Below are 24,546 nucleotides of genomic sequence, written 5' to 3' on the forward strand. Positions count from 1 at the left end.
CCTCCTCACGACACACGGTTCTTGCGTTCGATCAATTGCAGGATGAGCGGCGTCAGGATCAGCTGCATGGCAAGGTCGAGCTTGTTGCCTGGCACCACTATGGAATTCGGCCGCGACATGAACGAGTCGTGGATCATCGAAAGCAGGTAGGGGAAATCGATGCCGCGGGGATTGGCGAAGCGGATGACCAGCATCGATTCGTCAGGCGTCGGAATCCAGCGCGCGATGAACGGATTGGACGTGTCGACGATCGGCACGCGCTGGAAATTGATGGCGGTCTGCGAGAATTGCGGGACGATGTAGCGGACATAGTCCGGCATGCGGCGCAGGATCACGTCCATCACCGCCTCGGTGGAATAGCCGCGCGTTGCGCGGTCGCGATGGATCTTCTGGATCCATTCGAGATTTATGACCGGCACCACGCCGATCCTGAGGTCCGCGTGCTTGGCCAGGTTGATCTTGTCGGTGACGACGCAGCCATGCAGTCCCTCGTAGAAGAGCAGGTCGCTCGGAGGGAATTCGCGCCATTCGGTAAAATGTCCCGGCGGCGTGCCGTACTGCTTCTCCTCGTCCTCGTCATGGATGTAGGTGCGGGTCTTTCCGGTTCCCCGGCGGCCATATTCCTCAAACACCTCTTCGAGGATTGCGAGTTCGTTGGCCTCGGCATTGAAGTGGGTGAAGTTCGGATTGCCCGCCTTCTCTTCCTCGGCCACTTTTGTCTTCATCGTGGCGCGGTCGTAGCGGTGAAAGGCATCGCCTTCGATGAAGGCGGCCTCGATGTTCTCGCGCCGGAAGATCAGATCGAAGATGCGCTTGACCGAGGTGGTGCCTGCGCCCGACGACCCGGTGATGGTGATGATGGGGTGCTTTGCCGACATGGTGCTCAGGCCCTGAACAGGCCGCGGCGGCTGAACAGCGGCGCACGCTCGCCGATGGCGCTTGGCTCGGTGTGATAGCGGGTGATGCGCGCGACTTCCCGCGCCGATCCGAACACCACGGGAACGCGCTGATGCAGGCTCTCGGGTTCGATTTCGAGGATGCGGGTGATCGTATCGGTGGCGGCACCGGCCGCCTGCTCGATGAGATAGGCGATCGGGTTCGCCTCATAGACGAGACGCAGCCGTCCCTGGCGATAACCCTTGCGCTTGTCGCCTGGATACAGGAATACACCGCCGCGCATCAATATGCGGTAGCAGTCGGCGACCAGGGAGGCGATCCAGCGCATGTTGAAATCCTTCTCTCTTGGGCCTTCGATACCTTCGAGGCAATCGTCGATGTAGAGCCGCACCGCCTCGTCCCAATGCCGGTAATTGGCGGCGTTGATGGCGAACTCTTGGGTGCGCTGCGGGATGATCCGGCTCTCGTAGGCCTGGACGAAGGTGCCGAGCCTAGTCGAGAGAACGAAGACATGCGTGCCGCTGCCGAGCGACAGAACCAGCGCCAGCTGTGGCCCGTAGATGAAGAAGCCGGCGCCCAGCTGGTTCACGCCTGCCTGCAAAAAAGAGGCGGCCGGATTTCCGTCCGGCGCGCCAGTTGCAGGGAGGAGCGAGAAAATCGTTCCAATCGACACGTTGGTGTCGATGTTGGAGGAGCCGTCGAGCGGGTCGATGGCGATGGCGAGAGGCGCTTTGCTGTCGAGCAGGACCGGCTGCTCCAGTTCCTCGGAGGCGTAGAGCGCGACCGGAGCGTGGCGCATGGCGTCGAGGAAGATGTCGTCGGCGAAGATGTCGAGGTCCTTCTGGATGTCGCCGTCGGCATTGGCGCCGCGGGTCCCGGCAAAGGCGGTGCCGAGCACCCCCTGATTGATGGTGTTGCGGATCTTGGTTGCGGCCTGCGTCAACTGGCGGACAGTCGCAACGACCGCGGAGCGCAGCTCGTCCGGCTGACCGAGATAGGAATTCAGAAAAGCGTCGAGCGTTGCCGCTGGCATTGTAACCTCCCATCCAGCCGCATCTCCTCGGATCGGCCGGATTGGGGAATGAAAACAAACGGTGTATGATAAGTAAAATTCAATAACTTTACTTTCGCAGTAAAAAAAATTTAGTATGGCATATGAGAAACCTCACGCTCAAGCAGTTCAAGACCGTCCAAGCAATCATCAGCCACGGGAAAATCGTCAGTGCTGCCAAGGTGTTAGGCCTGTCTCCTCCAGCGGTGACAATCCAGTTGCGGCAAGTGGAGGAGGAGTTCCAACTGGCCTTGTTCGACCGGACGTCGGACGGCATGCGTCCCACTGCCGCAGGCCTGGCCTTCGTCGAGACGGCGCAGGCGATCGAGGAGCGGCTTCGCCTGCTCGAAGACAAGATGGATGCGATCAAGGGCGTGCGCATCGGCAGCTTGAGGCTCGGCGTCGTTTCCACCGCCAAATATTTCGCGCCGCGGCTTATGGCCGGCTTCATGAAGGAGCATCCCGACATCGACATGCGGCTTGCCATCGGCAACCGCGCCGAAACGATCGACAGGCTGAAGAACCACGACATCGACATTGCGCTGATGGGACGCCCGGCGAAGGAGGTCCCGGTGCGTGCCTCGGTGTTTGGCGATCACCCGCTGGTCATCATTGCGCCGCCCGACCACCCGCTGGCGTCGGCACGCGAGATATCCAAGGAGCGGATCGCCGAAGAGCATTTCCTCATTCGCGAGCCCGGCTCCGGCACGCGCATCTCGCTGGAAATATTCCTGAGCGACGTGCCCGGCCGCATCGACGATCTCGGCGTCGAGATGGGCTCGAACGAGACCATCAAGCAGGCGGTGATGGCCGGGCTCGGCATCGCCTTCATCTCTGCCCACACCATCGCCGCGGAAACCGAAGCCGGCCGGCTGGTCATCCTCGACGTTGTCGGCATGCCGATCCGCCGGCAATGGTTTTCGGTGATGCGCAGCGATCACGCGATCTCGCCGGCCATGGCGACATTCCACGATTTCCTGATGCGCAAGGGCGCGATGTACCTGCCCCTGTTCGGCAAGCTCTATCCGCAGATCAGAGCGGGATGACGTTGGACGGCGGAACTCGACCTGAACGACCGACATACCGAACGCCAGAGATCGCGAGATAGCCCCGAGAAGGGAGTGGAGAACGCCCGGCGATCGTTGGCGTTAGATAAGCGATATGTTATGTTGCAGTGCGAAAGAACAGGGGCCACGTCCTTTCCACCCGTAAGCGATCTGTATGTGCGACCCCTGCAGACTGGTCGGTATTTCGGAAACCTCCCGGGCATGGGGTTCGGGAATTCGATGGGGACAAGGGGTAATGCTTTACACGCTCGTTATGATGGTCTGCCTGACGGATATGCCGCAGACCTGTGAACAACGCGAACAGATGGTGGACGGCCTGGCGATGAATCCCGGGACCGCCTTCATGCAGGCGCAGCCGCTGGTGGCCCAGTGGATCGAGACGCATCCCGGTTATTTCGTGCGGCGCTGGCGCGTGCTGCCCGGCCGGGAATCGTGAGATCCGCCGCGAAGATCGAATGAGGTTCTAATTCTTCTTCGCGGCGAGCGTTTCCGAGACGGCCTTGGACAGTTGATATAGCCGCTGCTCGATTATCGTCGGCACGTCACAGACGTAAGTCAGCGATTGGACGCGTTCGTTGAAAATTCGCGTTGCGAATTTCAGCTGTTCGGTTCGCCGTTCGACCTCGTCGGGATCTGCATCGGGTTTTTCCCGCAGCGCATCGACGTCGGACGCTTCCTTGCGCAACGCGGCGGCCATTTCGAGCTGCTTGTGGGCGTAGCGGGAAATGCCTGAGATCACGTGCGAACGCTCAGTGTCCATATGATCGAACATGCCTTGCACCAGCATCGCCATTTTCGGCGCAAGCTGCTCGGCCGGCAACGATGCGGCGAAATCCCTGATCTTCTTTTGGGCTTCGGCAATCGGCATTCGCCGGGCTGCCACCTCCTCGACCAGGGCGGAGACGGCAGGGTCCTTCGACAGGTCCTTCGCCGCTGGGGGAAGCTCCGGCCCGTTCCAGATTTGGCCGAGCGAGAGCTGCGGCACCTTGCGCTGTATGCAGGGCCAGTCCGGATCGTTGTTCGCCGCCGCCTTGGCGTTCATGCTCGGCATGAGCATGGCAGCCACAGCCAGGCTGCGAGCAAGGCTCATTCGTGCCATCAGGTATTTCCTCCCGTGTCCTGTTTCCGGCTTATCAGGCCGCGCGAAGGATCATAGGCGATGATGGCGGCGGCAAGGAACAGCAGTGTGCAGCCGGCAACGACGCCCAGCGACAGCCAGTCAATCTGGCCGTAGAAGGCGAAGCGGATCAGTTCGACCGCATAGGTGAACGGATTGGCGAGGCAGATTTTATAAAGCAGCGGGCTCGCCTCCTGGATGCGCCACAAGGGATAGAGCGCCGGAGAGGCGAAATAGCCGGGAAAGATGACGAAGTTCATGATGCCAGCGAAGTTTTCGAGCTGCTTGATCATCGAGGACAAAAGCATGCCGAGCGCGCAAAGCATCATGCCCGACAGGAACAGCGCCGGCAGCACCATGAGATAGCCGATCGGCGGCGCCTTGACGCCCCAGAACCAGGCAATGATCAGGAACGCGTAGACCTGCGCGATCGATACGGCGACACCTGCGAGCATCTTCGAGACCAGCAGGAACCAGCGCGGGAAGGGGCTGACCAGCAAGGTGCGCATGTTGCCCATCTCGCGGTCATAGACCATCGACAGCGAAGACTGCATGCCCGAGAACAGCAGGATCATGCCGCACAAGCCCGGCGTGATGTAAACCTCGTAGAGCACGTAGGTCTTGTAGGGCGGGATGATCGATACGCCGAGCACCTGCCGGAATCCGGCGGCAAAGATGAACAGCCAGATGAGCGGCCGAACCAGCGAGGATATGAAGCGCTCGCGCTGGTGCAGGAAGCGCAGGCACTCCCGCAGGACGACGCCTTTGAGGCAAATGAGATAGTGGCCGAGGCCGAATTTCTCGAACCTCACCGGCATGACGCCTGCGACTTTTTCGGGCATTGCGGGAGCGCTCATGGCGATATCTCCGCGGTGCCGGCTGCCTCGATGCGGCTGAGCCTCGAAAAGGCGTCGCGGATCGACGTGGCGCCGCTCGTCCTGACGACATCGGCCACCTTGCCCTTGGCGACCAGGTCGCCCTGCCGCAAGACGACGACATGGTCGCCGTCTTCAACCTCGTCGATCAGGTGCGTCGCCCACAGCACGCCAATACCTTCGGTTTCGACGAGCTTGCGAATGGTGGCGAGAATGCCGGCGCGCGACTGGATGTCGAGACCGACGGTCGCCTCGTCGAGCAGCAGCAGGGCAGGGCGGTGGAGCAGCGCCCTGGCGATCTCTATGCGCCGCATCTGGCCTCCGGAAAGGCTGCGTGCCTTGTCATGCTGACGGCCTGGCATGTCGACAATATCGAGCAGCGCGGCAATGCGCTGCCGGGCCTCGCGTCCTCCGATGCCATGCAGCGCGGCGTGGTAGGAGAGGTTCTGGTGCACGCTGAGATCGAGGTCGAGCGTGCGGGCCTGGAACACGATGCCGACACGCCGGAGCGCTTCGCCCGAAGCACGGCTGACGTCGTGGCCGAAGATGCGGATCGATCCGCGGCGCGTGTCGTAAAGATGGCTGATCAGCGAGAACAGCGTTGTCTTGCCGGCGCCGTTGAGGCCGAGAAGAACGGTGAAAGTCGCCGGCGCGATCGAGAATGAGACGTCGTTGAGCGCCCGCTTCGGGCCATAGGAATGGCTGACGCCGGCGACATCGAGCGCCGCCGCCTCATCTCCTGGTCCGCTTGTCCTCACATGCTGCACGCCGGCTCGCTCCCTGTCGTCGACAATAGTCTAGCACACCGGGAGTCTGGCACACCGACAGTCTGGCGCGCCGGACCCGCGCAGTCCTGCTTTCCGGTGACCCTACTTGATCGTGATCGTGCCTTTCATGCCCCTGTCGGCAAGGTCGGGCACCGACCATGTGTAGATGCCGGGCCGCACGGTGGTAAACTGGACCTGGATGGTGCCGTCAGCGTCGAATTCGAGCCATGCGGGTGCGCCGTTCATGTGCACCTCGAGGTCGTTGATGACGATCTGGTTGTTCCACACATTGCGGAACAGGTCGGTATGGAATTTGTATTCCAGCCCGCCCGCTGCGGTGATCTTCCAGCGATAGCCCTGGCCGGCGATCAGCTGGAAGTCCTTCTGGTTGGCGGTGAACTGATCTTCCTTGGTGCCGAGGATAAGTTCCGGCACGTCCTTGCTGGCCCGGGTTGCCTTCTCGGCTTCGGGACTGGCATCCGTCTTGGTGGCCGCACTGGCGGCCGCGTCATCGTCATCGCCGTCGTTGTCCTGCGCCCAGGCCTGGCCCTGCGTGAGTGCCATGCCCACCAGCGCCGCGAAAGCGACTACCCGAAATTTCCGCATGATTTCCTGCCCTTCTGCTGTTTTTCTGTCTGTTGATTCAAATTGGGGGTTGATTCAATTGGGCGAGACGACGACGCCCCACGGCAGCGCGCCGACGGTCACCGACTGAACCGGCTCGTCGGTCGCCACGTCGATGAAGGTGATGTCGTTCGACACACCGTTGGTCGAGATGATGGTCTTCTGGTCCGGGGTGAAGGCGAGCTGCCAGACGCGTTGGCCGACCAGCACGTATTTCTCGACCTCGTATGTCTCGGTATTGACCACCGCGACGCGGTTGGCCGGTCCGAGCGCCACATAGGCTTTCTTGCCGTCGGCGGTGATGCGCACACCTACCGGCTGGATGGATTCGGCCCTCAGGCCGGCAATTTCGAAGGTGATCTTCTGGACAACTTCGCGCGTTTGATTGTCGATCACCGAAACCGTGCCACCGATTTCGGCACTCACCCAGGCCTGCTTGCCGTCGGGCGTGAACTCGACGAAGCGCGGGCGCGCATCCACCAGCACGTTGTCGGTGATCTCGTGGGTCGACGTATCGATGAAATGCGCCATGTTCGTCGTTTCCGACGTGTTGATCATGGTCTTTCCGTCCGGGCTGACGCCCATGCCTTCCGGCTCAACGCCGACCGGGATTTCGGCCAGCACCTTCTTGCCCTCTATGTCGATGACGGTGACGAGATTGTCGTCCTCATTGGCGACATAGAGCGTCTTGCCGTCAGGCGAGAGCACGAAGAGCTCCGGGTCAGGCCCGGAAGGCAAGGTATCGACGATCTCCAGGGTTGCCGTGTCGATCACCTCGATGGAATCATCGTCGCTGGCGCAGAGATAGACGTGCTTGCCGTCATGCGAGATGGTGATGCCGCGCGGACGCTGCCCGACATTGACGGTCTTCACCACCTGCATCGTCGCGGTGTCGACGACGCTCATCGTGTTGTCTTTCTCGTTGGAGATATAGGCCATGTAGGCCGACGCCGGACTGGCCATGAAGCCGGTGGCCAGAATGGCGAGCGCGTAAGCTCCTCTGTGCACTGAAATTCCCTCCCAATCGGTTCTACTTAAGCACGCATTTTGTTTCCGGCTCATCGACCCCGAGCGTATCGAGCTCGGATACTTGGTGCAAAAAACCTTCCTGCGGCGATGTCGAGACGACCGATCGGCCGTCGCCGAGGAAGATCGGCTGCCGCAACTGCTGGTTCCACTTGCGGAAGGTCAGTTTCTGGCCTTTGAAGGCGGCGATCGAAAAATCGTCGGAGCGGATGAAGTCAGCCATCTTCCGCGGGTCGGCGCCCTGGGTGCGGGTCGCCGCCTCGCCGAGGATGCGCACCGCGGTCCATGCCGCCATATCCTTCGACACCATGCGGCGGCCGTTTGCCTTGGCGAAGCGGTTCTGGATCTGGGTGCCGCCCCATTGCTCGCTGGCCGGATGCCAGGCCGACGGGGTGAGGCCGGCGGTGCCGGCGACCGGCCGCGGAATCCAGGTGCGGAACGGCACGTAGGTGCCGAACACCTCGCTTTCGTCGGCGACCAGCAACACATCGTGCTCCGGCAGGTCCTGGGTGAAGACAGGCATCTGCCGCTGGATCTGGACGACGCCGGAATCGGTCCGCCGTGCCGTGCCGGTGTCCTTGAATTCCTTTTCGCCGACCATCTCGCCGCCGAAGCGCGTCGCCGCCCGGCGCAATGCCTCGGCAAAAAGCCGGTCGCGCTCATGCGAGCCATAGATCAGCACCCAGCGCCGCCATTGCTTCCAGATGAGATATTGCGCCAGCCCGTCGGCCAGCATGCTGCGCGTCGGGATGGTGTGGAAGATGTTGGCGCGGCATTCCTCCTCGCGGAGACTGTCGTCGGTTGCGCCGGCATTGAAGATCAACACGCCGTTGTCGCGGGCAAGATCGGCGATCGACAGCAATTGCCTGGCCGAGATATCTGCAACCACATAGCGGTCGCCTTTGGCGATCATGTCCTGAAAGGCCGAAACGACGTCCGCATCCGGCTTTACCTCGGTCACGTCGAGGCTGAATTTCTGGCCGAGGAAGCTGCCGGTCGTGTTGTTGTCGGCAATCGCAACATTGCCGCCGGCAACACCTTCATCGCGCGGCGGGACGTCGAGCACCGACAAGGCCAGCTGCGGCGCGTAAGCGCGCAAATAGCCTATCTTGATTTCGGTTAGCTTTTTTTCCGGCTTGGCCGTTGCGGTCGGTTGCTCGCCCGTCGCTTCCTGGGCTAGCGCGCCCGGAACGTTGACGCTCAGGGAAAAAAAGCACAAAAAGGCCGCGAGAGTGCCCGGCACCGCGCTCGTCATCGATAAAATTACCCGTTCTTGCGCTAAAGTCCGATTGTTGTCGGACCAGCGCGAAGTCAAGGTGCCCATGATGAGCTTAGCTGACCGGCAAAATTTATCAAACCCCGAAAGTGGACTTATCGCGTCTGCTTTAGTGTCATGCCTTGTCGCCGGAACGGCAACTGGGCGGATTTCGGTATTCGGGCCCGAGAGTGTCCTGTCCCTCATGCCGGAGAAAGTCCAATGACCAGAATGCTGGCCAGCGTCACCGGCGTCGACGAGGCGAAAACCGCGCTTTCGGTCGGCGTCGACATCATAGACCTGAAGGATCCGAAAGCCGGGGCCCTTGGGGCGGTAGCCACCGAAATCATTGGCCAGGCCGCCTCGTTCATCGCCGGCCGGGCGCCGGTCAGCGCGGTCTGCGGCGATCTGCCGATGGAACCCGAAACGATCCGCGCCAAGGCCGAAGAGATCGCTGCGACCGGCGTCGATTACGTCAAGATAGGCTTCTTTCCGTCGGCAAATGCCGTCGCTTGTGCAGAGGCGCTCGCGCCGCTCGCCGCGCGAACGAAGCTGATCGCCGTGCTGTTCGCCGATCTGGCGCCGGATTTCGAGCTTTTGCCGATGCTTGCCAAACATCGCTTCCATGGCGCCATGGTCGACACTGCGAACAAGGCAAACGGCCGGCTGCTCGATCATCTGCCGCCCGAGCGTATCCCGGGGTTCGTCGATCGAGCGAAATCGCTTGGTCTGATGGTTGGACTGAGCGGATCGCTGGAAGCCCCCGACATTCCGCGCCTGTTGCCCTTCGCGCCCGATTTTCTCGGTTTTCGCGGGGCGCTGTGCGGCGACGCCGGCCGCGCGGGTTCGATCAGCGCCGAGGCGGTTTCGCAGATTCGCGAATTGGTCCCGCAAGAATCCCGGGCCGGCGGCCCGTCGAGCGTCGACTACCGCCTGCTGGCGGCGAGGGGCTATTCGCCCGGCACCGACCCGACACTGGGCACGGACAAGATCTTCGTGCGGGACTTTGTCCTGCCGGTCCAGATCGGCGCCTACAGCTTCGAGCACGGCCATACACAAAAGGTGCGTTTCGACGTGACCGCCGACGTGCTGCAGGTCACCGATCATCCCGAAGACATGCGCCATGTATTCTCCTACGACATCATCATGGACGGCATTCGCACCATCGTCGCGCGAGGCCATATCCAGCTTAGCGAGGCGCTGGCCGAGCAGGTGGCGACGTATATTCTGGAGAACCCGCGTGTGGTGCGCGTCACGGTAAGGGTGGAAAAACTCGAACTCGGCCCAGGCGGCGTCGGCGTCGAGATCGAGCGCAAGCGCCAAGCGGCAGGCCGCGGCGTTGCCTCCGGCCCTACCGGCCGAAAAGACCAAAGCGCTGTTTCCCAGCCGCGACAGCAAAGGCCTGAGGTCATCAGGCCAACCATTGTCAAGCTCGGCGGCAGCACGGCCCGTGCGGCGGAAATGGAGAACTGGATCGCGGCGCTGGCAGGCTCCAAGCTGCCCATCGTGATCGTGCCCGGCGGCGGGCAGTTTGCCGACCAGGTGCGAGAGAGCCAGATTTACATGGATTTTTCCGACGCCGCTGCCCACGCCATGGCGATCCTCGCCATGGAGCAGTTCGGCCAGGTCATCCTCGACCGGCATGAAAGGCTGGTGCCGGCACGGTCGCTGGACGAAATGGTGCGAGCGTTGGATGAGGGGAAAGTCCCGGTGTGGCTACCGTCGTCATTGGCTCTGCCGGCGCCGGACATTCCGGCTTCTTGGGACATGACTTCCGATTCCCTTGCCGCCTGGCTTGCCGGCAAGCTCGGCGCGAAGGCGTTGCTCCTGATCAAGCAAACCGGCGCTTTCTTCGGCAGCGACACTATCGACGGCCTGACGGCCAGAGGCATCGTCGACGCCGGCTTCGCCGCCATGCTGCCCGACGGTGTCGATTTCCATCTTGCCGGCCCGAAAGATGCCGCCGCGGCCGGGGCGCTGCTCGCGTCGGGCGATCTGCCCGGCATCGCGATCGCGGCTCCGATCCGGCCGGCAAGAAAAGCAGGGTAGGCGATGGTGAAGTTGCATACGCCGCGCTGGGCATGGGTTCTGACCGGTTCCGGTCATTTTTTTACGGAGAGCTTCGCACTCATTCACCAACTCGAGCATTGTGATGTCTTCGTGTCGAAAGCCGCCAACGAAGTGCTGCGCATGTACAAGCTCAAGCTCGATTTCCCGGAGACGACGCGCGTGCTGCACGACAAGACAGCGAGCGCGATCCCGGTCGGCGAATTCTATCACGGTGTCTATCATACGGTCGTGGTGGCGCCGGCCAGTTCCAACACGGTCGCCAAATGCGTGCACGGCATTTCCGACACGCTCGCCACCAACGTCTTTGCCCAGGCCGGAAAATGCCGGGTGCCAGCCATCGTCTTTGCCTGCGACACCGCGCCGGAACTCGAAACCATGGCGCCGCATGGGCTGGTCAAGGTCTATCCGCGCAGCATCGACCTGGAGAATACCAACCAGCTGAAGAGCTTCGAGCGAACCGAGGTGGTCGAGTCGCTCGCCGAACTCGAAGCCTCGGTCAGACGGCGCCACGCCGAACTCGCAAGCCATGGCTGAGCGGCTGGCCTTTCTTACCGGCCATTTGGCCAAGGTCCGGCTGGAAAGGCTGCTGGCCGGACTGGGCGAAACAGAATTTGCGTGGGAGATCATCGACATCGGCGTCAAGGTCGCGGCGCTGATGAGCGAAGACATCATCAAGCGGCGGCTCAGCCTGACAGGCGGCACCGACCGCGTCATCCTGCCCGGCCGCTATCGCGGGGACATCGAGCATCTGTCGAGCCATTTCGGCGTTCCCTTTGTACGCGGCCCCGACGAGATCGCCGATCTGCCGGCATTTCTCGGCCGGGCGGGCGTCCCGCCCGACCTTTCGCGTCACGACATGCGCATCTTCGCTGAAATCGTCGATGCGCCGATGCTGTCGGTCGAGGCGCTGGTGGCGAGGGCACGGATGCTGGCTGCGGCAGGCGCCGACGTGATCGATCTCGGCTGCCTGCCGGAAACACGGTTTCCACTGTTGGAAGCGGCCGTGCTCGAGCTGAAGGCACAGGGATTTCTGGTCAGTGTCGATTCGGCCAGCACGGACGAGCTTTCGATCGGCGCACGCGCCGGCGCGGACTATCTTCTCAGCCTCGACGAAAACACGCTGCCGTTGGCCTTCGACCACAAGGCCGTGCCAGTGTTGATCCCGTCCACGCCCGGCGACCTGGATTCGCTCGGACGGGCCATCGACGCGGCGCAAAAGGCCGGTGTCGCCTTCATCGCCGATCCCGTGCTCGACCCGATCCATTTCGGCTTTGCCGCCTCACTTGCGCGCTTCATCGAGGCGCGCCGCCGCTGGCCCGAGGTCGAGCTGCTGATGGGCACCGGCAATCTCACCGAATTGACCGACGCCGACAGTTCCGGCGTTACCGCCGTTCTGGCCGGGCTCTGCTCGGAACTTCAGATCCGAAACGTGCTTGCCGTGCATGTCAGCCCGCACACGCTGCGAACGATCGAGGAGCACGATATTGCCCGCCGCGTCCTGTTTGCCGCGAAGAACGACGGTGCGCTGCCGCGCAGTTACCATCCGGGGCTCCTGCAGGTCCATGACCGCAAGCCGTTCACGGCCTCGACCGGGGATATCGATGCATTGGCGGCCGAGGTGCGCGACGCCAATTTCCGCATCATGACCGCCGAGGACGGCATTCATGTCTTCAACGGCAGGGGGCACGCGGTTGCCACGGATGCGTTCGAACTCTTTGCCGGGCTTGGCGTTGAGGCGGATGGCGCGCACGCGTTCTATCTTGGCGCGGAACTGATGAAGGCCGAGATCGCGTGGCGCCTCGGCAAGCGCTATGTGCAGGACGAGCCGCTCGCATGGGGCGTTGCCGCGCCGGCTCCCGAAACCGACCGCACCCGTCTTGCGGAAGCGGGCCACACGCTTCGCGCGAAGAAAGAGCGCTAACCCATGCCCTACATCAGTGAATCGATCATCACCACCGTCAACAAGGCCGGCGACGTCCACATCGCGCCGATCGGCATCATCGCCGAGAAGGACGGCTGGGTCATCGCGCCGTTCCGGCCGTCGGTGACGCTCGACAATCTCGCCGAAGTGCCGTTCGCCATCGCCAATTACACCGACGACGTGCGCATCTTTGCCGGCTGCCTGACCGGCCGCAAGCATTGGCCAACCGTTGCGGTCGACGGGTTTCCGGTGCCGCGGCTCAAGGCGGCGCTCGCGCATTCTGTCCTCGAAGTCGAGAGTGTCGATGACGATGGCATGCGACCTCGCCATTTCTGCCGCGTGGTGCAGGAGGAAACGCATGCGCCGTTCACCGGCCTCAACCGCGCCAAGGCGGCGGTGCTGGAACTGGCCATCCTGGTCAGCCGGCTCGGCATGCTGCCGCGCGACAAGATCGAGGCGGAGATAGCCTATCTTTCGATCGCCATCGAAAAGACCGCGGGCGAGGGCGAAAAGGAAGCCTGGGACTGGCTGATGCAGCGTGTCGGCGATCACCTGTCGGGCGAGGATGCCAGCGGCGAGGATGCGCGGGGCTGAGCCGGATATGCTGAACCAGGGTAAGCGTCCGGGCTGACGCGTTTTAGCATGCTACACGGTGGCGCTGATCTCAAACGGCGGTGTTCGACCTTTTGCGGGCATTGAGCCCGGTATGCACGATGACCGGAGTGGAGCCGGTAGCGGACTGACGGCTTCTATTTGCTAATATACCAACGCAAACGTGCAAATCCGCGTTTTCTGCCCAAAGACAACGTCTTCCTAACTAGAACTGTTTTGAGGTGATGATAGCATTGCGTTGCGCCTTACGAGCAGGAGGCGGAGCGGTAGCGGATCAAGTTGCAGATAGGTCGGACCCAATGAACCAGATTATCGCCCTGCAGCCAGGAATGCTTCGAACCAACCTCAGGGGGCAGATCCGGCAGACACAGCTTCCGAAATGGAAGGCGCTACTTCCGCTGTTCGAGGCGGTGATGAACTCTTTGCAAGCAATTCAGGACGCGAAGTCCGACAGGCGGCATCGTGTCACGATCGTCGTGGAGCGCGCCGAAAATCTGCTCGGCGAGGACAACGCCCCTATCGTCGGCTTCGAGATCCGCGATACCGGCATCGGCTTCACCGACGAGAACTTCGACTCGTTCAACACTGCGTATTCGGAACATAAGTACGAGCGCGGCGGGAAAGGCCTCGGCCGGTTCATGTGGCTCAAGGCCTTCGAGACGGTCCATGTGAGAACGACTTTCCAAGCCCAGGACGGCGATGACGAGCCAAGTCACTGGCTGCGGGATTTCGAGTTCGGCTTTGACTACGACCCCGATGCGGCCAGCGCGGCGCAGATCGATAGCGGTGCGTCAGGAACCACGGTCAGACTCGCGGGCTTCCTTTCGCCCTATTGCGAGGAATGCCCGGCCGACATTGAGATACTGGCGCAGCGACTGGCCGAGCATTTCATCCTCGTCCTGATGCAACCGGAATGCCCCGAGGTCGAGATCCATGACGGCGGCATCAAGCTGTCCCTCAACAAAGTGTTCGACGAGAACTTCCAGCGCGGCGGGCACAGCGGGAACTTCGAGTTAGCCGGGCGAAGTTTCCGCATCGACGGGTTTCGCCTCCACTCGCCCCGCGCATCGAAACATCGCCTGATCTACGCGGCAAACTCGCGCGCGGTGATCACCGAAAGGCTCGACCAGTTCATCCCCAACTTCATTGGGCGGCTGCAAGACGAGAAGGGTGGCAGTTTCGTCTACCTCGCGGTGGTCCAAGGGGACTACCTCAACGATAGGGTCAACAATTTCCGCACCGACTTCGACATGCGCGAGGAACTGGAGGACGGACAAGACGATCTGCTTCAAGTAGAAGACCTGCGACGGTCCGACATCCGGACGGAATGCCTTGCGTTTGTGCAACGAGACCTCGCCGAGCTGATCGACAGCCTTAACACCGCAAAAGCCAAGCGGGTCCGGGATTACGTCCGAACGGAAGCTCCACAGTACAAACCCCTTCTTCGCTACCTGGATCAGTTCATCGGCTCAATCTCGCCGAACGCCTCCAAAATGGACATGGAGTTAGCGCTCCACCGGGAACTCCATCAACGCGAGGTCAGCCTAAAAAGGGAAGGATCCCGCATACTGACCGAGGCAGCCAGGCAGGAGGACTACGAAGGGTACCGTCAGCGCCTGTCGGAATTCATGGAGCGTTCGAACGAACTCGGCGTCTCGGCCCTCGCCCAGTACGTATCCCACCGCAAGATCATCATCGACCTGTTGGAGAAGGCGCTCTCCAACGACAAGCGGACGGCCAAGTATCCGCTCGAGGAGGCGGTCCACAATATCCTGTTCCCGATGAGGGCCACGGACCAGGATATCCTCTATTCGCAACAGAACCTTTGGATCATCGACGAACGCCTCAACTTCCATTCGTTCATCGCTTCCGACCGGCCCCTCAACTCCCACACCGATTTCACTTCGGAATCACGGAAGCGGCCGGACCTTTTCATCTTCGACCGGAAGATTGCATTCTCCGAAAAGCCCGACGACGGGATGCCTCTCAATAGCATCACCGTCATCGAGTTCAAACGACCGCAGCGGGACGACTACACCGGCGACGACAATCCGCTCAGACAAGTGTTCGAACAGATACAGCTCATTCGCGGTGGCCAGTTCAAGGATGACAACGGCCGGCCGTTGTCGGTTGCGGGGGACAAGATACCAGCTTTCGCTTACGTCGTCTGCGACATCACGCCGAGCATGCACGCCGAGCTGAAGATGTCGGACGCGATGCCTACGCCGGACCAGCGCTCCTATTACGGATATCACCGGACCTTCGGGATCTATTTCGAGGTCATCGACTACGGCCGGCTTCTTGCCGATGCCAAGCGTCGCAACCGCGTCTTCTTCGACCGCCTGAACCTCATGGACGCGCAGCTCCCCTAGAATTCGACCGAAAAGGGTCGTGTAGGGGATCGACATGCGCCGTGTCCCCAACTGTCGCGTTCTGCCGCGAGGACGGAGGGATTTAGACGTAGCCGTGAACTAGTTTGAACATCCGCTTTCAGGAAGCCGCCACAAATGGGCAAATGGCGGGAATGGGGCGCATTGCTGCCCGGCAGCACGGGCAATCGTTCGGGAGTATCTCTGATCGCATTTCTGCTAAATCTGGAAGCATATCGCCCGCGACGTCACTAACTGCCGAAGTGTAAGAGCGCAACGGGCTGATGGGCCTCTCGCTCATCGGGCCTCTTGTCTTGAAGGAGGAGCGCTAGGATGAACACCGACCGGGATACAGTGCGGTCCTATGATATGGTCGCGGCGGAGTACGCTGCCGAGGCTGCGGCGATGCCCGAATGGGTCGCGACAGAGATCGATGCGTTCGCGACCGAACTGGGTGGCTCGGGCCGGGTGCTGGAGATCGGAAGCGGTGGCGGGCGAGATGCACTTGAGCTTGAGAAGCGGGGGATTAGCGTCCGGCGCACCGACATTTCGAAGGGTTTCGTCGAACTGCTTCGCGAGAGTGGCTTCGAGGCCGACCTGTTGGACCCGCTGACAGAAGACTTGGCCGACCCGCAGCGTCCCGGCACGCCGTACGACGGGATCTGGGCCTGTGCCTGCCTGATTCACGTCGCGCGCGAGGATTTCGGCACGGTACTTGGACGGCTTGCCGAGGCGACCCGTACCGGTGGCCGACTGCACGCCTCGGTTAGAGAGGGCGATGGCGAGGAGGTGTCCACACACGGCGGCACTGCAGCGCCTCGGCGCTACGTCGAGACGTACTGGCGCGAGTCCACCCTGCGGTCCGCACTCACAGACGCCGGCTGGATCGTCAGCGAGGTACGTCGGTGCATCGGAAAGCCCAATGATCGATGGCTGAGCGTCCGAGCCAGCCGAGCGTGACGCACACAGAGCTTGCGGGAATGGCCGGTTGTGGCGCGACCATGAACCGGACATGCGCCGAGCGGGTGCCGAACGTCGGGTTTCCACCCTGTTGCGACCCTGCGCGGTCCGATTTTGGATGCACTGGTACGGGTTGAGATCTTTCAAGCCGGGGCAGTATCCCCCGATCGATCGGATGGCCACAGCACCTACAGTTGAGATCCCGCCAACAGCGCCACCGCTGACGCGGGCGCCACGCTGCTCGCTTCGCCGCGAACGGCGTCATCTGCGGGGATGATCTCGGCAAAATCGACGAAGCGGCGTTCCATGCGTTCGGCCAGCCGCCTGATCTGCCAGCGGCCGGTTCCGGCGCCGACGATCGGCACATCCGGGGCAAGCGGCCCAGCAACCAGGGATGCCGCATCGTGGATCTTGCGCAACTGCTGCTCGCTGAACCAGCGCGCGACTTCACGCCATTCCGGCGGTGTCAGGTCGGCGGCGTCGCGACCGATCATGCGCGCCAGCCGCGCGATCGAACCGTCGATCGTCTTTTCCTTGCCGTCAGCGGTAGAGTGCCTGTCGTCCTTCTCGTCGAGCACTTCCAGGATCCGGTGCGCGTCGGCGATCGAGGCGAAATACTCGTTCATCAGTGGTGTCAGCCTGCCACGGACGGGGGCCGACGAAGCCACACCGAACAGGAACGTCCTGGTGAAGCCGGTATAAACCAGTTCGCCGGTCAGCAGCCGTCCGGCATCGGTGTAGCCGTCATTGGCGATGGCGCCTTTCTTGATGGCGATAATGTCGGTGGTGGTGGAGCCCATATCGACGAACAGGGCATCGCCAGCGAGTTTCGCCACCAACGACGCTGTCGCGTGCCAGTTGGCGGAGGCCACATCGGGGCTCAGCCGCGCTGCCTGCTCGACCCCGACAAAGCCAAACGGCCCGGCATAGATCAGTTTTTCGCCTGGGAACCGGCTTGAAATTTCATCCAGCAGAGCCGCGACGCCGGCATCGCGGGACGGAAAGATGTCCGCCAGTTCGCCGGTCATTGTGAATGCGTTGAGATCGGCGCCCGCATAAATCGGAGCCGTTTCCTCGAATGCCAAGGTCAGATTGTCGAGCCCTAGCCAAAGCGGCGTGGCGATCGTTACGGCCTCGACGATGCGGCCGTCTTGCGCGCGCGTCACCTTCAGATGCGCGCCGCCAATATCGAAGCCGGCAACGATGCTCTTTCTTTTTTCCACACTTCAAGCTTTCATCACAGGGACAGTTGGACAGGGCAGTTGGTCAGCGAGAAAAGCGTTGCGTATCATTCCGGTTCTCGACCTGAAAGGCGGCGAAGTGGTCCGCGCCCAACAAGGAAAACGCGATCGCTACAGGCCGATCGTTACGCCGCTCAGCCAAAGTGCCGATGTCGTCGCGGTCGCCGAAGGCTTGCGCGGGCTTTACCCTTTTCCGACCTTCTATATCGCCGATCTGGATGCCATCGAAGGCGGAACGCCAAACAATGGCGCGCTTGCCCGGCTGAAGGCGATGGCGGAGCCACCGGAGCTTTGGGTCGATGCCGGCATCGCCGACGAGAAAACCCTTGCGGCAGCTCTTGCCGAGCCCTGGCTTTATCCGGTCCTGGGTTCCGAATCGCAGCAAGACGAGGCGCTGTTCCGGCGTTTTCGCGATCATCCCGACCTTATCCTGTCGCTGGATTTCTTCGACGACGGGTTTCGCGGTCCGGCATCATTTCTCGATGAGCCCGAGCTTTGGCCGCGAAAGGTGATCGTCATGACATTGGCCAAGGTCGGCTCCGCCTCCGGTCCCGATTTCACGCGGCTCGAGGCGATCAAGGCAAAGGCTGGAAGCCGCTCCGTGATCGCGGCCGGCGGGGTGCGCAATGAGGCTGACATTCGCGCCCTTTCGTCACTCGGTATCACTGCTGCGCTGGTCGCGACCTCGCTGCACGACGGCACGCTCACGCCGGGCCACCTCGCAACGCTTGGCACCTGACATTCGCGTAACCTCGAACTCGGCCTCGGAAACTGTGCCTCAGATTAAGAGCGGCGAACTCTCAAGTCGATCGTGTCGCCGCTCTATCTCTTTGCTGGAGCATCGGATTTCCCAAAAACTGGTCCCCCCTCGGGTCAGGCCGGAGGGCAGGCTTTGGGTCCGATGCTCTACGAGACCGTTTGGAAACTCTGCTCCGGCGGCCATCTGATGGCGTTTTCTGCGCTCCGGTGCTCACGGACCCAAATGTCCGCTGCGCTCCGGTTCTCGAAACCACCACCATATGACTCGCCAGAGCGAATTTCGAAAACAGTCTCTAAAGGCCCAGTAGCTTTTTCAGGCGGCGCAACAGGCCCTCCGGCTCCGCGGAGGGTTTTATCTGTGCGGGGCTGTCTCTTGTCTAAGCCGCGAACGGGTGCTTCACCTGGTCCCGCTTATCCGTGGCTTCGGCGGCCGTCGGTGTTCCCGCGACGGCGCGTTGGATGGCTTCCTTTGTCGCTTCGTAATTGTACTTCTGGATCTTGGCGTCGTCCGCCGCGTCCCAGTGGATGAAAACGCCGACGCAGATGAACAGATCGTCCGCCTCACTGGCAGGAATGATCCCCTCGGCGACGCTATCCTGCACCGCCTTTGCGACCGCATGCTGGGCCGGGCCGAACATCTGCACGGCCTGCTTGGCGCCCTTGATCGTGACCTTATTGAACATCACGGTGTTGGGCTTGCACTGAAGATTGGGCGCGATCACCGCCAAAAGGGAGGTAAAGCCGTCCTTGTTGTTGGTAAGCGCGTTGCAAAATGCCGTTTCGACCGCGCTCCCCCGCGGGCCGATGAGCAGGTCGACATGCGCCACTTCGTTGCCGTCTCCTACCAGCGATTCACCGACCATTACTTTCGAGATCTTTGCCATGCCAATTTTCCTCCAAGACACAGTTATGGTGTCCAAAGACGCCGCAAACCGAGCGAGCGCTCGATGGACAGCTATCCTTGTTGGCAGCGCCCGGACATCCGGACCGGTTGGCTGGATAGCCGCGGAAGCCCAGCTTCCGCTCCTGAAAGTCAACCACCAACGTTGCGATTATGCAAGCTGAACGCCGAGGAGGTGGACTAAAAGAGTAGCCACGGTCAGGTCGGCCGAGGTGCCGGGGTTGACCTTGTCCGCCTTCAGCCGGCGGTCGAGTTCCATGAGCCGACGAATGCGTGACGCTTCGTCGTCGTTGGCATGGAGCGCCGCCTGAACGGCAAGGGCTTCTTGCCGCGCCTGATTTGCGGCTTCAGCGCCATGGTTGCGCATCACATGACTGTCGGGGAAGCCGGCGAGAAACGCCATATAGGCGAATACCGTCGGCCACATGCCGCCTTCTCCGCGTGCCAACGCCGCTTCCAGAGCCGCAAGCCCGACGCCGAACACGTCGCCGAAACAGGTAACATACTGGCGAGCGATCATGTCGCGGTCGGCCGCCTCCCGCATGGCTTCGAGCAGATGAACCTTAGGCGCTTGCCGCACATCGTTCGCGGCCTCTCCTAGGCCGCCTGGCGCGGCCGTGACGATCGCCTCGAACACTGCCCTGGTATCGTCCATGCTCATTGCGCGCAGCACCGCGTCGAGATTGTCGTGCAGCCGATTGTCGTGCAGTGGAGCGCCCGTCATTTCGGCGGCGCATAGCAGAGGCGCCGCCAGAAGGATGATGCCGAGATTGGTGTTGGTCGCGACCGCCAGACGTGTCGCGCGGACCGCTTCCAGGATGCGCTGTCCGACCGGCAGGCGCGGATCGGTCAGCGGCCCGGACGAAACCTCCGCGCTCATCATGAACTGGGCGGCGGACATGCCGTGCCCGTCGGCGAACAGGTGGACGTTGCCCGGTTTCAGCGCCTCGATCTCCATCCGGCAGGCGTCTTTGTAGGCAGCCCGGAGGCGTTCTCGGGAAAGCGCCCGGCTCGTCACGAATTCGCCGGCGCGGTGAGGCGGTAGGGGCGCGCCGCCGCCGCCCCCTCTGGGCGATCAGCTCGGCGATCGGCCAGGAATTTCAGCAGGGCGTCGGCAATCGCGTCGGCGATGTTCACCGCGACGACCGATTGAAGCCCGGACCAGGCGGGCATGCTGTTGACCTCCACCACGAACAGCTTGCCGTCGGCCGCCGGCACGATATCGACGCCGGCGAAATCCGCTGACATAGCGGCGGCGGCGGCTCTTGCCAGCGCCGCCAGTTCGGTTTCGCCGTGCCCCGAGACTTGCTCGGGCACCGCCCCGCGATTGATGTTGGTGATCCAGTCGTCGCCACGCCGGCTCATCATCGCCAGGACTTCGCCGGCGCAGACGAAAACGCGAAAATCGCGGAAAGGAGGCCCGGGACGCGGCACGTAATGCTGGAGATAGTAGACGCTGTTCACCTCCTCGTCGGCGGGGAGATCGGACAATGTTTCGATCAGCCTGATGCCGCGGCCCTGCGCGCCGAAAAGCGGCTTCAGCACCAGCGGCGTGAACGGCAGTTCGCGTTCGGCGATCGCTTCGGCCATGGCACGTCCCTCGACCGCGAATGTCGGCGGCGTCGGCAGGCCGGCATTCTTCAGGAGGAAGGTCGTCATCGACTTGTCGACGCAGCGTTCTATCGCCTGCGCGGAGTTCCACACCGGAATGGAAAGCTTGGCGAATGCGTGCAGCACACCGAGGCGCCGGGTGACCGCTTCGAACGATCCGGCGGCGATCGAACGGACCAGCACGGCATCGGGCAGCGCGCCGTCGAGGCCGGGGATCGACAGTCCGCTCGGGCTGCCGGTGTCAAACGCGATCGCCGCCAGCGGCACGGTTGCGACAACGGCGCCCCGCCGGTCCAGCCTTGCCGCCAGGCCTTTGGCGCGAGCGTCCGAATTATCGCTGACGATCAGGATGCGGGGGATCATGTTAGGCCTCGGATACCGGTATACCGAAAGCGCGAGCGAGCGGCCCGGCAGGCGGATGACAGACGAATCCATTGCACCGCCATGGTCTAGCCGAGGCTCCGTTCGAGCATCCGCAGATCACGCTCGCCGGCGCGAAACGTGTCGCCAGTCTCGATCGCCGTGACGATCACTTCGGCCGGGCTGAACAGCAGCGGATCGATGGCATAGAAATCACCCTTGAACCGCTTGAAAACCTCGGCGAACGGGTGGCCGTGGTCCCGAGAGGCGCGGCTCGGCAGTCGCTCCGCGAGCTCCCTGGCGTCTTTCGCCGAGCCTTTTACGAAGAGCTGAACGCTGCCGCCATAGATGATGGCGTCGTTGGTTCTGCCCATGGCGGTCAGGAAATCCGGATGGGGGGCGGGGATAGGCGCAGTGCCGATGCCGTCGATGATATTCTCCAGCGGAAACTTGAGATCGTTGCTCTTGTGCAAGGCGACTTCGAGCGCGCGCGCAACGATCTGCACGCTGCCCGCAAGGCTTTGTGTCGGCGCATAGAGGAAGGTGAGCTTTTCGGTTGGCAATCCGGTCGCCTTGCCGACCTTCTCGACGATCGCTTGGGGCGGCGGTTCGGCCGTCTCCAGGATAAGCACGGCGGATGACGCGGTGTCGCGATAGGAAAGCGCTTCGAACAGCGGCTCGACGCGGGCGAGCGCCCGCGCCGGTCCCGATCCCATGGCGAAATAGCCCTGGCTCGACAGGTTCCAGCCCGCATACTGGCTGCCCAGGCAGGCAAGCACTGGCTGCGAGGACCGCACTTCGATGGTCAACGGCCATTTCTCCGACGCGCGGTCCATGCAGACCGAAATGCTGCCGAGCCCGCCCATCGCGGCTTCCGCCATGCGCAGCCCGGCCTCGACGCCGCCGGTGGCCTTGGCGCCGGCATCGATCAGGCACTCGCCCAATGGCCCCCTGGAAACGGCGATACGCAGGCGTTCGGCGTTGCCGATCATGCCGTCGATGATGCGCTGCGCATTGTCGTTCAGGAATGCCGAACCGTCTTTCATGTCCGGTCTCCTTCCCATTGGTGTTGCAATCTGCTGGCTTGTCCCTTGATGAGCCGCCTGGTCAAATTGGCGCTCGGACCGCGCGCGAAGATGGTGCAGACAGGATCGCCAGCAATAAGACGGGTGCCGGGCGACTGATGGTCCGCAGTCCATTCAGGCCAGGCAATCGATGGAAACTGGGCGATCGGCGCCGCGGCGTAGGTCACCATCGATGCCATCGAATCGACGAAGCGCGGCAGGTGGTAGGCCCTGCCTGCCGCAGCGCGCAGATGCGCTTCGATCAGCGGCGCGTCGGCATCGTCGAAAATGTCGAGCGTGGCGCCTGGCCTCGGGTTGATCTCGATGAGCTTGTAGCCATCCGGTCCGCGAATGAGATCGGCGCTGCACAATCCAACCAGGCCGGCGCGGCGCGTCAGGCCTGAAAGCCAGCCGCGGATCATCGCCGCCTGCCTGCGATCGAAGCGTCTCAACCGCACGGCGCCGCCATAGCGGTAGGGCGCTGCGGGGGCGGGGGACGCCCATTGTTGGCTGAAGCCGACGATATCAGCGCTTTGGCCGTCGCCGACGAACAGAGCCGAGATGCTGCGGCCGGGAACGAAACGCTGGAAATAGCGGCCGCCAGGGACCTGACACTGTAATATCGGGGTTTCTCCGGCGGCCCGTCTGATATGCGCGCCGCCGGCGCCGCCTGCGGTCTTGACCACCCAGCTCTCCGGATCGGGCGGCCGGTCCCATCGGAATTGCGGATGCGGGATGCCGAGTTCGGCGCAATCGGCGGCCAGCAATTGCGGGTCCTTGATCCGGCGGATCGCGGCGCCACTATTGCCGGCGAGCGGAAAATGGCGCGCGATCTCGTCTACAGTCTCCGTCATCCGCTCGAAGCCCGAGCCCAGGACGATGGCGACCGGCCGGTCGTCTCCAGCCAATTGCCGAAGCGTCTCGATGATGCGCTCGCCGTCGATGCCGCCTTGCAAGTCGCCCGGCAGCATCGTCGCGCGTTCGGCAAGCGCGACCGTGTCCGTGTCGCAAAAGAAATCGGCGACCAGCGGACGATAGCCGGCGCGGCGCGCAGCGGCAGCCAGCGCCCGGCCTGAAATCGCCGCGATCAGGAGAGGTCCGGCGCTACTTGGCAATTTCGCGTGCAAGGGAAAATGCTTCCTGGAAATCGAGCGTGATGGTTTTTTCGGCTTCGATCATTCTTTTGAAGAGGCCGAATTCGACCTTGTATTTCACGTTGCCGATGGCAAGCGGACCAATGCCGACAGCTTTTGCCGCTTCGAGCGGATCGCTATTGGCGTTGACGGCCACGCCTTCGATGCCGGCCGGCGGAACCGCATTGACGTCGGCGGCAATGAGCAGGCCGTCGCCTTTCAACTGGGCTTTCGAGACCACCTGAACGCCGGCCTTGGCGCAAGCCAGGATCACTTCGCTCGCCTCGACCAGCTTCGTCTTCCGGGCGTCGCTCGACCCGTCAGCCGCATCGACGGCGATCTTGAATCGGCTTTTGATCTCAGCCGCGATCTGCCCGACCCTTTCGATGCCGTCATGACCGACCAGCGTGACCCGGGCGCCTTCCCTGGCAGCGATGACGGCTGTGCAGAAGCCGACGACGCCGGTGGCGCCGAAAACGGCGATCCTGGTGTCTTTCAGCCCGCGCTCGAATTTCTTCTCCAGCGCTTTTTCGACCTTGGCCACCATTGCCGCGGCCGTGGTGAACGAGCCGGCCGGATCGGCGAATACCGAAACCTGGAAAGGCGGCACCATCGCCTTTCGCGCTGCGTCGAACATGTCGAGCGCCAGCGAGGCATCCTTGCCGGCGATGAAGATGCCGGTATCGACGCCTGCATCGGGCGGGCGCGAAAAGATCGCGTCCTGCACGAGACCCGTCACCTCGCCGAGGCTTACATCGACATAGGGAACGACGGCGTCGAAGCCTGCATCGAGCGCCATGTTCACGTCGAAAGGGCTCATGTGCTTCAACGGCGTCAGCATGTGCAGGATATGTTTGCGGGCCATT

Annotated in this window: 24 protein-coding genes; 9 read left to right on the top strand and 15 right to left on the bottom strand. The window is 62.5% G+C overall.

The window, feature by feature from the left end:
• Positions 1–5: 5 nt before the first annotated feature.
• Positions 6–878 carry a phosphoribulokinase gene (locus tag EN885_RS07305; RefSeq protein ID WP_126105417.1) on the bottom strand — a complete coding sequence of 291 codons (873 nt, stop codon included), beginning with the start codon at positions 876–878 and terminating at the stop codon, positions 6–8.
• Between the two features lie 5 nt (positions 879–883).
• The gene (locus EN885_RS07310) at positions 884–1,930 is read right to left on the bottom strand and encodes a class 1 fructose-bisphosphatase (protein WP_095489017.1); all 1,047 of its coding nucleotides are present in this window, start codon (positions 1,928–1,930) and stop codon (positions 884–886) included.
• Positions 1,931–2,052: 122 nt separating this feature from the next.
• On the opposite strand from EN885_RS07310, the gene EN885_RS07315 reads away from it, so the two are divergent.
• Positions 2,053–2,994, top strand: a complete 942-nt coding sequence (locus tag EN885_RS07315; protein ID WP_128241398.1) for a LysR family transcriptional regulator — start codon at positions 2,053–2,055, stop codon at positions 2,992–2,994.
• Positions 2,995–3,250: 256 nt separating this feature from the next.
• On the top strand, positions 3,251–3,451 hold the full coding sequence (locus EN885_RS07320) for a hypothetical protein (RefSeq protein ID WP_095489019.1): 201 nt from the start codon (positions 3,251–3,253) through the stop codon (positions 3,449–3,451).
• Positions 3,452–3,478: 27 nt separating this feature from the next.
• Here the strand turns inward: EN885_RS07320 and EN885_RS07325 are convergent, their stop codons facing one another.
• The 6 genes from EN885_RS07325 to EN885_RS07350 form a co-directional block, all read right to left on the bottom strand.
• A complete protein-coding gene (locus EN885_RS07325) occupies positions 3,479–4,114 on the bottom strand; it encodes a hypothetical protein (RefSeq protein ID WP_128241397.1) in 636 nt (211 codons plus the stop codon).
• The gene (locus tag EN885_RS07330) at positions 4,114–4,950 is read right to left on the bottom strand and encodes an ABC transporter permease (protein ID WP_164897802.1); all 837 of its coding nucleotides are present in this window, start codon (positions 4,948–4,950) and stop codon (positions 4,114–4,116) included. Before EN885_RS07330 ends, EN885_RS07325 begins: the two co-directional genes overlap by 1 nt.
• 35 nt (positions 4,951–4,985) lie before the next feature.
• On the bottom strand, positions 4,986–5,774 hold the full coding sequence (locus tag EN885_RS07335) for an ATP-binding cassette domain-containing protein (protein WP_128241395.1): 789 nt from the start codon (positions 5,772–5,774) through the stop codon (positions 4,986–4,988).
• A gap of 102 nt (positions 5,775–5,876) precedes the next feature.
• Entirely contained in the window at positions 5,877–6,380 is a 504-nt protein-coding gene (locus EN885_RS07340) for a hypothetical protein (RefSeq protein WP_095489023.1), read from the bottom strand.
• Positions 6,381–6,434: 54 nt separating this feature from the next.
• Positions 6,435–7,361 carry a YVTN family beta-propeller repeat protein gene (locus EN885_RS07345; RefSeq protein WP_245493026.1) on the bottom strand — a complete coding sequence of 309 codons (927 nt, stop codon included), beginning with the start codon at positions 7,359–7,361 and terminating at the stop codon, positions 6,435–6,437.
• A 67-nt stretch (positions 7,362–7,428) separates the two neighbouring features.
• On the bottom strand, positions 7,429–8,679 hold the full coding sequence (locus EN885_RS07350; protein ID WP_128241393.1) for an ABC transporter substrate-binding protein: 1,251 nt from the start codon (positions 8,677–8,679) through the stop codon (positions 7,429–7,431).
• Between the two features lie 222 nt (positions 8,680–8,901).
• On the opposite strand from EN885_RS07350, the gene EN885_RS34115 reads away from it, so the two are divergent.
• The 6 genes from EN885_RS34115 (at position 8,902) to EN885_RS07380 (ending at position 16,611) form a co-directional block, all read left to right on the top strand.
• A complete protein-coding gene (locus EN885_RS34115; RefSeq protein WP_128241392.1) occupies positions 8,902–10,728 on the top strand; it encodes a (5-formylfuran-3-yl)methyl phosphate synthase in 1,827 nt (608 codons plus the stop codon).
• Positions 10,729–10,731: 3 nt separating this feature from the next.
• Positions 10,732–11,283, top strand: a complete 552-nt coding sequence (locus EN885_RS07360) for a flavoprotein (protein ID WP_128241391.1) — start codon at positions 10,732–10,734, stop codon at positions 11,281–11,283.
• The gene (locus tag EN885_RS07365) at positions 11,276–12,670 is read left to right on the top strand and encodes a DUF6513 domain-containing protein (RefSeq protein ID WP_128241390.1); all 1,395 of its coding nucleotides are present in this window, start codon (positions 11,276–11,278) and stop codon (positions 12,668–12,670) included. The genes EN885_RS07360 and EN885_RS07365 overlap by 8 nt, the downstream gene beginning before the upstream one ends.
• Positions 12,671–12,673: 3 nt before the next feature.
• Positions 12,674–13,264, top strand: coding sequence for a DUF447 domain-containing protein (locus tag EN885_RS07370; RefSeq protein ID WP_128241389.1), 591 nt, complete (start codon positions 12,674–12,676; stop codon positions 13,262–13,264).
• A 317-nt stretch (positions 13,265–13,581) separates the two neighbouring features.
• Complete coding sequence (locus tag EN885_RS07375; protein WP_128241388.1) at positions 13,582–15,654, top strand: ATP-binding protein; 2,073 nt, start codon at positions 13,582–13,584, stop codon at positions 15,652–15,654.
• 330 nt (positions 15,655–15,984) lie between these two features.
• Positions 15,985–16,611, top strand: coding sequence for a class I SAM-dependent methyltransferase (locus tag EN885_RS07380; RefSeq protein ID WP_095489031.1), 627 nt, complete (start codon positions 15,985–15,987; stop codon positions 16,609–16,611).
• Between the two features lie 188 nt (positions 16,612–16,799).
• Here the strand turns inward: EN885_RS07380 and EN885_RS07385 are convergent, their stop codons facing one another.
• Positions 16,800–17,834: a hydantoinase/oxoprolinase family protein gene (locus tag EN885_RS07385; RefSeq protein ID WP_128241387.1), complete on the bottom strand. Its 1,035-nt coding sequence runs from the start codon at positions 17,832–17,834 to the stop codon at positions 16,800–16,802.
• Between the two features lie 58 nt (positions 17,835–17,892).
• Here EN885_RS07385 and EN885_RS07390 point away from each other — a divergent pair, with 58 nt between their 5' ends.
• Positions 17,893–18,591: a HisA/HisF-related TIM barrel protein gene (locus tag EN885_RS07390; RefSeq protein WP_245330080.1), complete on the top strand. Its 699-nt coding sequence runs from the start codon at positions 17,893–17,895 to the stop codon at positions 18,589–18,591.
• 397 nt (positions 18,592–18,988) lie between these two features.
• Here the strand turns inward: EN885_RS07390 and fae are convergent, their stop codons facing one another.
• The 6 genes from fae to EN885_RS07420 form a co-directional block, all read right to left on the bottom strand.
• The gene (gene fae / locus EN885_RS07395) at positions 18,989–19,495 is read right to left on the bottom strand and encodes a formaldehyde-activating enzyme (protein WP_095489033.1); all 507 of its coding nucleotides are present in this window, start codon (positions 19,493–19,495) and stop codon (positions 18,989–18,991) included.
• A gap of 168 nt (positions 19,496–19,663) precedes the next feature.
• Entirely contained in the window at positions 19,664–20,530 is an 867-nt protein-coding gene (locus tag EN885_RS07400) for a triphosphoribosyl-dephospho-CoA synthase (RefSeq protein ID WP_245330081.1), read from the bottom strand.
• Complete coding sequence (locus EN885_RS07405) at positions 20,527–21,558, bottom strand: RimK family alpha-L-glutamate ligase (protein WP_245493018.1); 1,032 nt, start codon at positions 21,556–21,558, stop codon at positions 20,527–20,529. Before EN885_RS07405 ends, EN885_RS07400 begins: the two co-directional genes overlap by 4 nt.
• Before the next feature lie 14 nt (positions 21,559–21,572).
• Positions 21,573–22,529: a methenyltetrahydromethanopterin cyclohydrolase gene (gene mch, locus EN885_RS07410; RefSeq protein ID WP_095489035.1), complete on the bottom strand. Its 957-nt coding sequence runs from the start codon at positions 22,527–22,529 to the stop codon at positions 21,573–21,575.
• Positions 22,526–23,674, bottom strand: coding sequence for an ATP-grasp domain-containing protein (locus tag EN885_RS07415; RefSeq protein ID WP_245493019.1), 1,149 nt, complete (start codon positions 23,672–23,674; stop codon positions 22,526–22,528). Before EN885_RS07415 ends, mch begins: the two co-directional genes overlap by 4 nt.
• Positions 23,652–24,545 carry an NAD(P)-dependent methylenetetrahydromethanopterin dehydrogenase gene (locus tag EN885_RS07420; RefSeq protein WP_128241386.1) on the bottom strand — a complete coding sequence of 298 codons (894 nt, stop codon included), beginning with the start codon at positions 24,543–24,545 and terminating at the stop codon, positions 23,652–23,654. The genes EN885_RS07415 and EN885_RS07420 overlap by 23 nt, the downstream gene beginning before the upstream one ends.
• Position 24,546: the final 1 nt, after the last annotated feature.

The organism is Mesorhizobium sp. M6A.T.Cr.TU.014.01.1.1, assembly GCF_004022765.1.
Classification (GTDB): domain Bacteria; phylum Pseudomonadota; class Alphaproteobacteria; order Rhizobiales; family Rhizobiaceae; genus Mesorhizobium; species Mesorhizobium mediterraneum.

Bases quoted from the DNA above. Each gene is read 5' to 3' on its own strand.
- EN885_RS07315 (WP_128241398.1), top strand. From the start codon at position 2,053: ATGAGAAACCTCACGCTCAAGCAGTTCAAGACCGTCCAAGCAATCATC.
- mch (WP_095489035.1), bottom strand. From the start codon at position 22,529: ATGAAAGACGGTTCGGCATTCCTGAACGACAATGCGCAGCGCATCATC.
- EN885_RS07420 (WP_128241386.1), bottom strand. From the start codon at position 24,545: ATGGCCCGCAAACATATCCTGCACATGCTGACGCCGTTGAAGCACATG.
- EN885_RS07380 (WP_095489031.1), top strand. From the start codon at position 15,985: ATGAACACCGACCGGGATACAGTGCGGTCCTATGATATGGTCGCGGCG.
- EN885_RS07310 (WP_095489017.1), bottom strand. From the start codon at position 1,930: ATGCCAGCGGCAACGCTCGACGCTTTTCTGAATTCCTATCTCGGTCAG.
- EN885_RS07340 (WP_095489023.1), bottom strand. From the start codon at position 6,380: ATGCGGAAATTTCGGGTAGTCGCTTTCGCGGCGCTGGTGGGCATGGCA.
- EN885_RS07350 (WP_128241393.1), bottom strand. From the start codon at position 8,679: ATGACGAGCGCGGTGCCGGGCACTCTCGCGGCCTTTTTGTGCTTTTTT.
- EN885_RS07320 (WP_095489019.1), top strand. From the start codon at position 3,251: ATGCTTTACACGCTCGTTATGATGGTCTGCCTGACGGATATGCCGCAG.
- EN885_RS34115 (WP_128241392.1), top strand. From the start codon at position 8,902: ATGACCAGAATGCTGGCCAGCGTCACCGGCGTCGACGAGGCGAAAACC.
- EN885_RS07405 (WP_245493018.1), bottom strand. From the start codon at position 21,558: ATGGATTCGTCTGTCATCCGCCTGCCGGGCCGCTCGCTCGCGCTTTCG.
- EN885_RS07345 (WP_245493026.1), bottom strand. From the start codon at position 7,361: ATGGCCAGTCCGGCGTCGGCCTACATGGCCTATATCTCCAACGAGAAA.
- EN885_RS07375 (WP_128241388.1), top strand. From the start codon at position 13,582: ATGAACCAGATTATCGCCCTGCAGCCAGGAATGCTTCGAACCAACCTC.
- fae (WP_095489033.1), bottom strand. From the start codon at position 19,495: ATGGCAAAGATCTCGAAAGTAATGGTCGGTGAATCGCTGGTAGGAGAC.
- EN885_RS07370 (WP_128241389.1), top strand. From the start codon at position 12,674: ATGCCCTACATCAGTGAATCGATCATCACCACCGTCAACAAGGCCGGC.
- EN885_RS07330 (WP_164897802.1), bottom strand. From the start codon at position 4,950: ATGCCGGTGAGGTTCGAGAAATTCGGCCTCGGCCACTATCTCATTTGC.
- EN885_RS07365 (WP_128241390.1), top strand. From the start codon at position 11,276: ATGGCTGAGCGGCTGGCCTTTCTTACCGGCCATTTGGCCAAGGTCCGG.
- EN885_RS07305 (WP_126105417.1), bottom strand. From the start codon at position 878: ATGTCGGCAAAGCACCCCATCATCACCATCACCGGGTCGTCGGGCGCA.
- EN885_RS07360 (WP_128241391.1), top strand. From the start codon at position 10,732: ATGGTGAAGTTGCATACGCCGCGCTGGGCATGGGTTCTGACCGGTTCC.
- EN885_RS07325 (WP_128241397.1), bottom strand. From the start codon at position 4,114: ATGGCACGAATGAGCCTTGCTCGCAGCCTGGCTGTGGCTGCCATGCTC.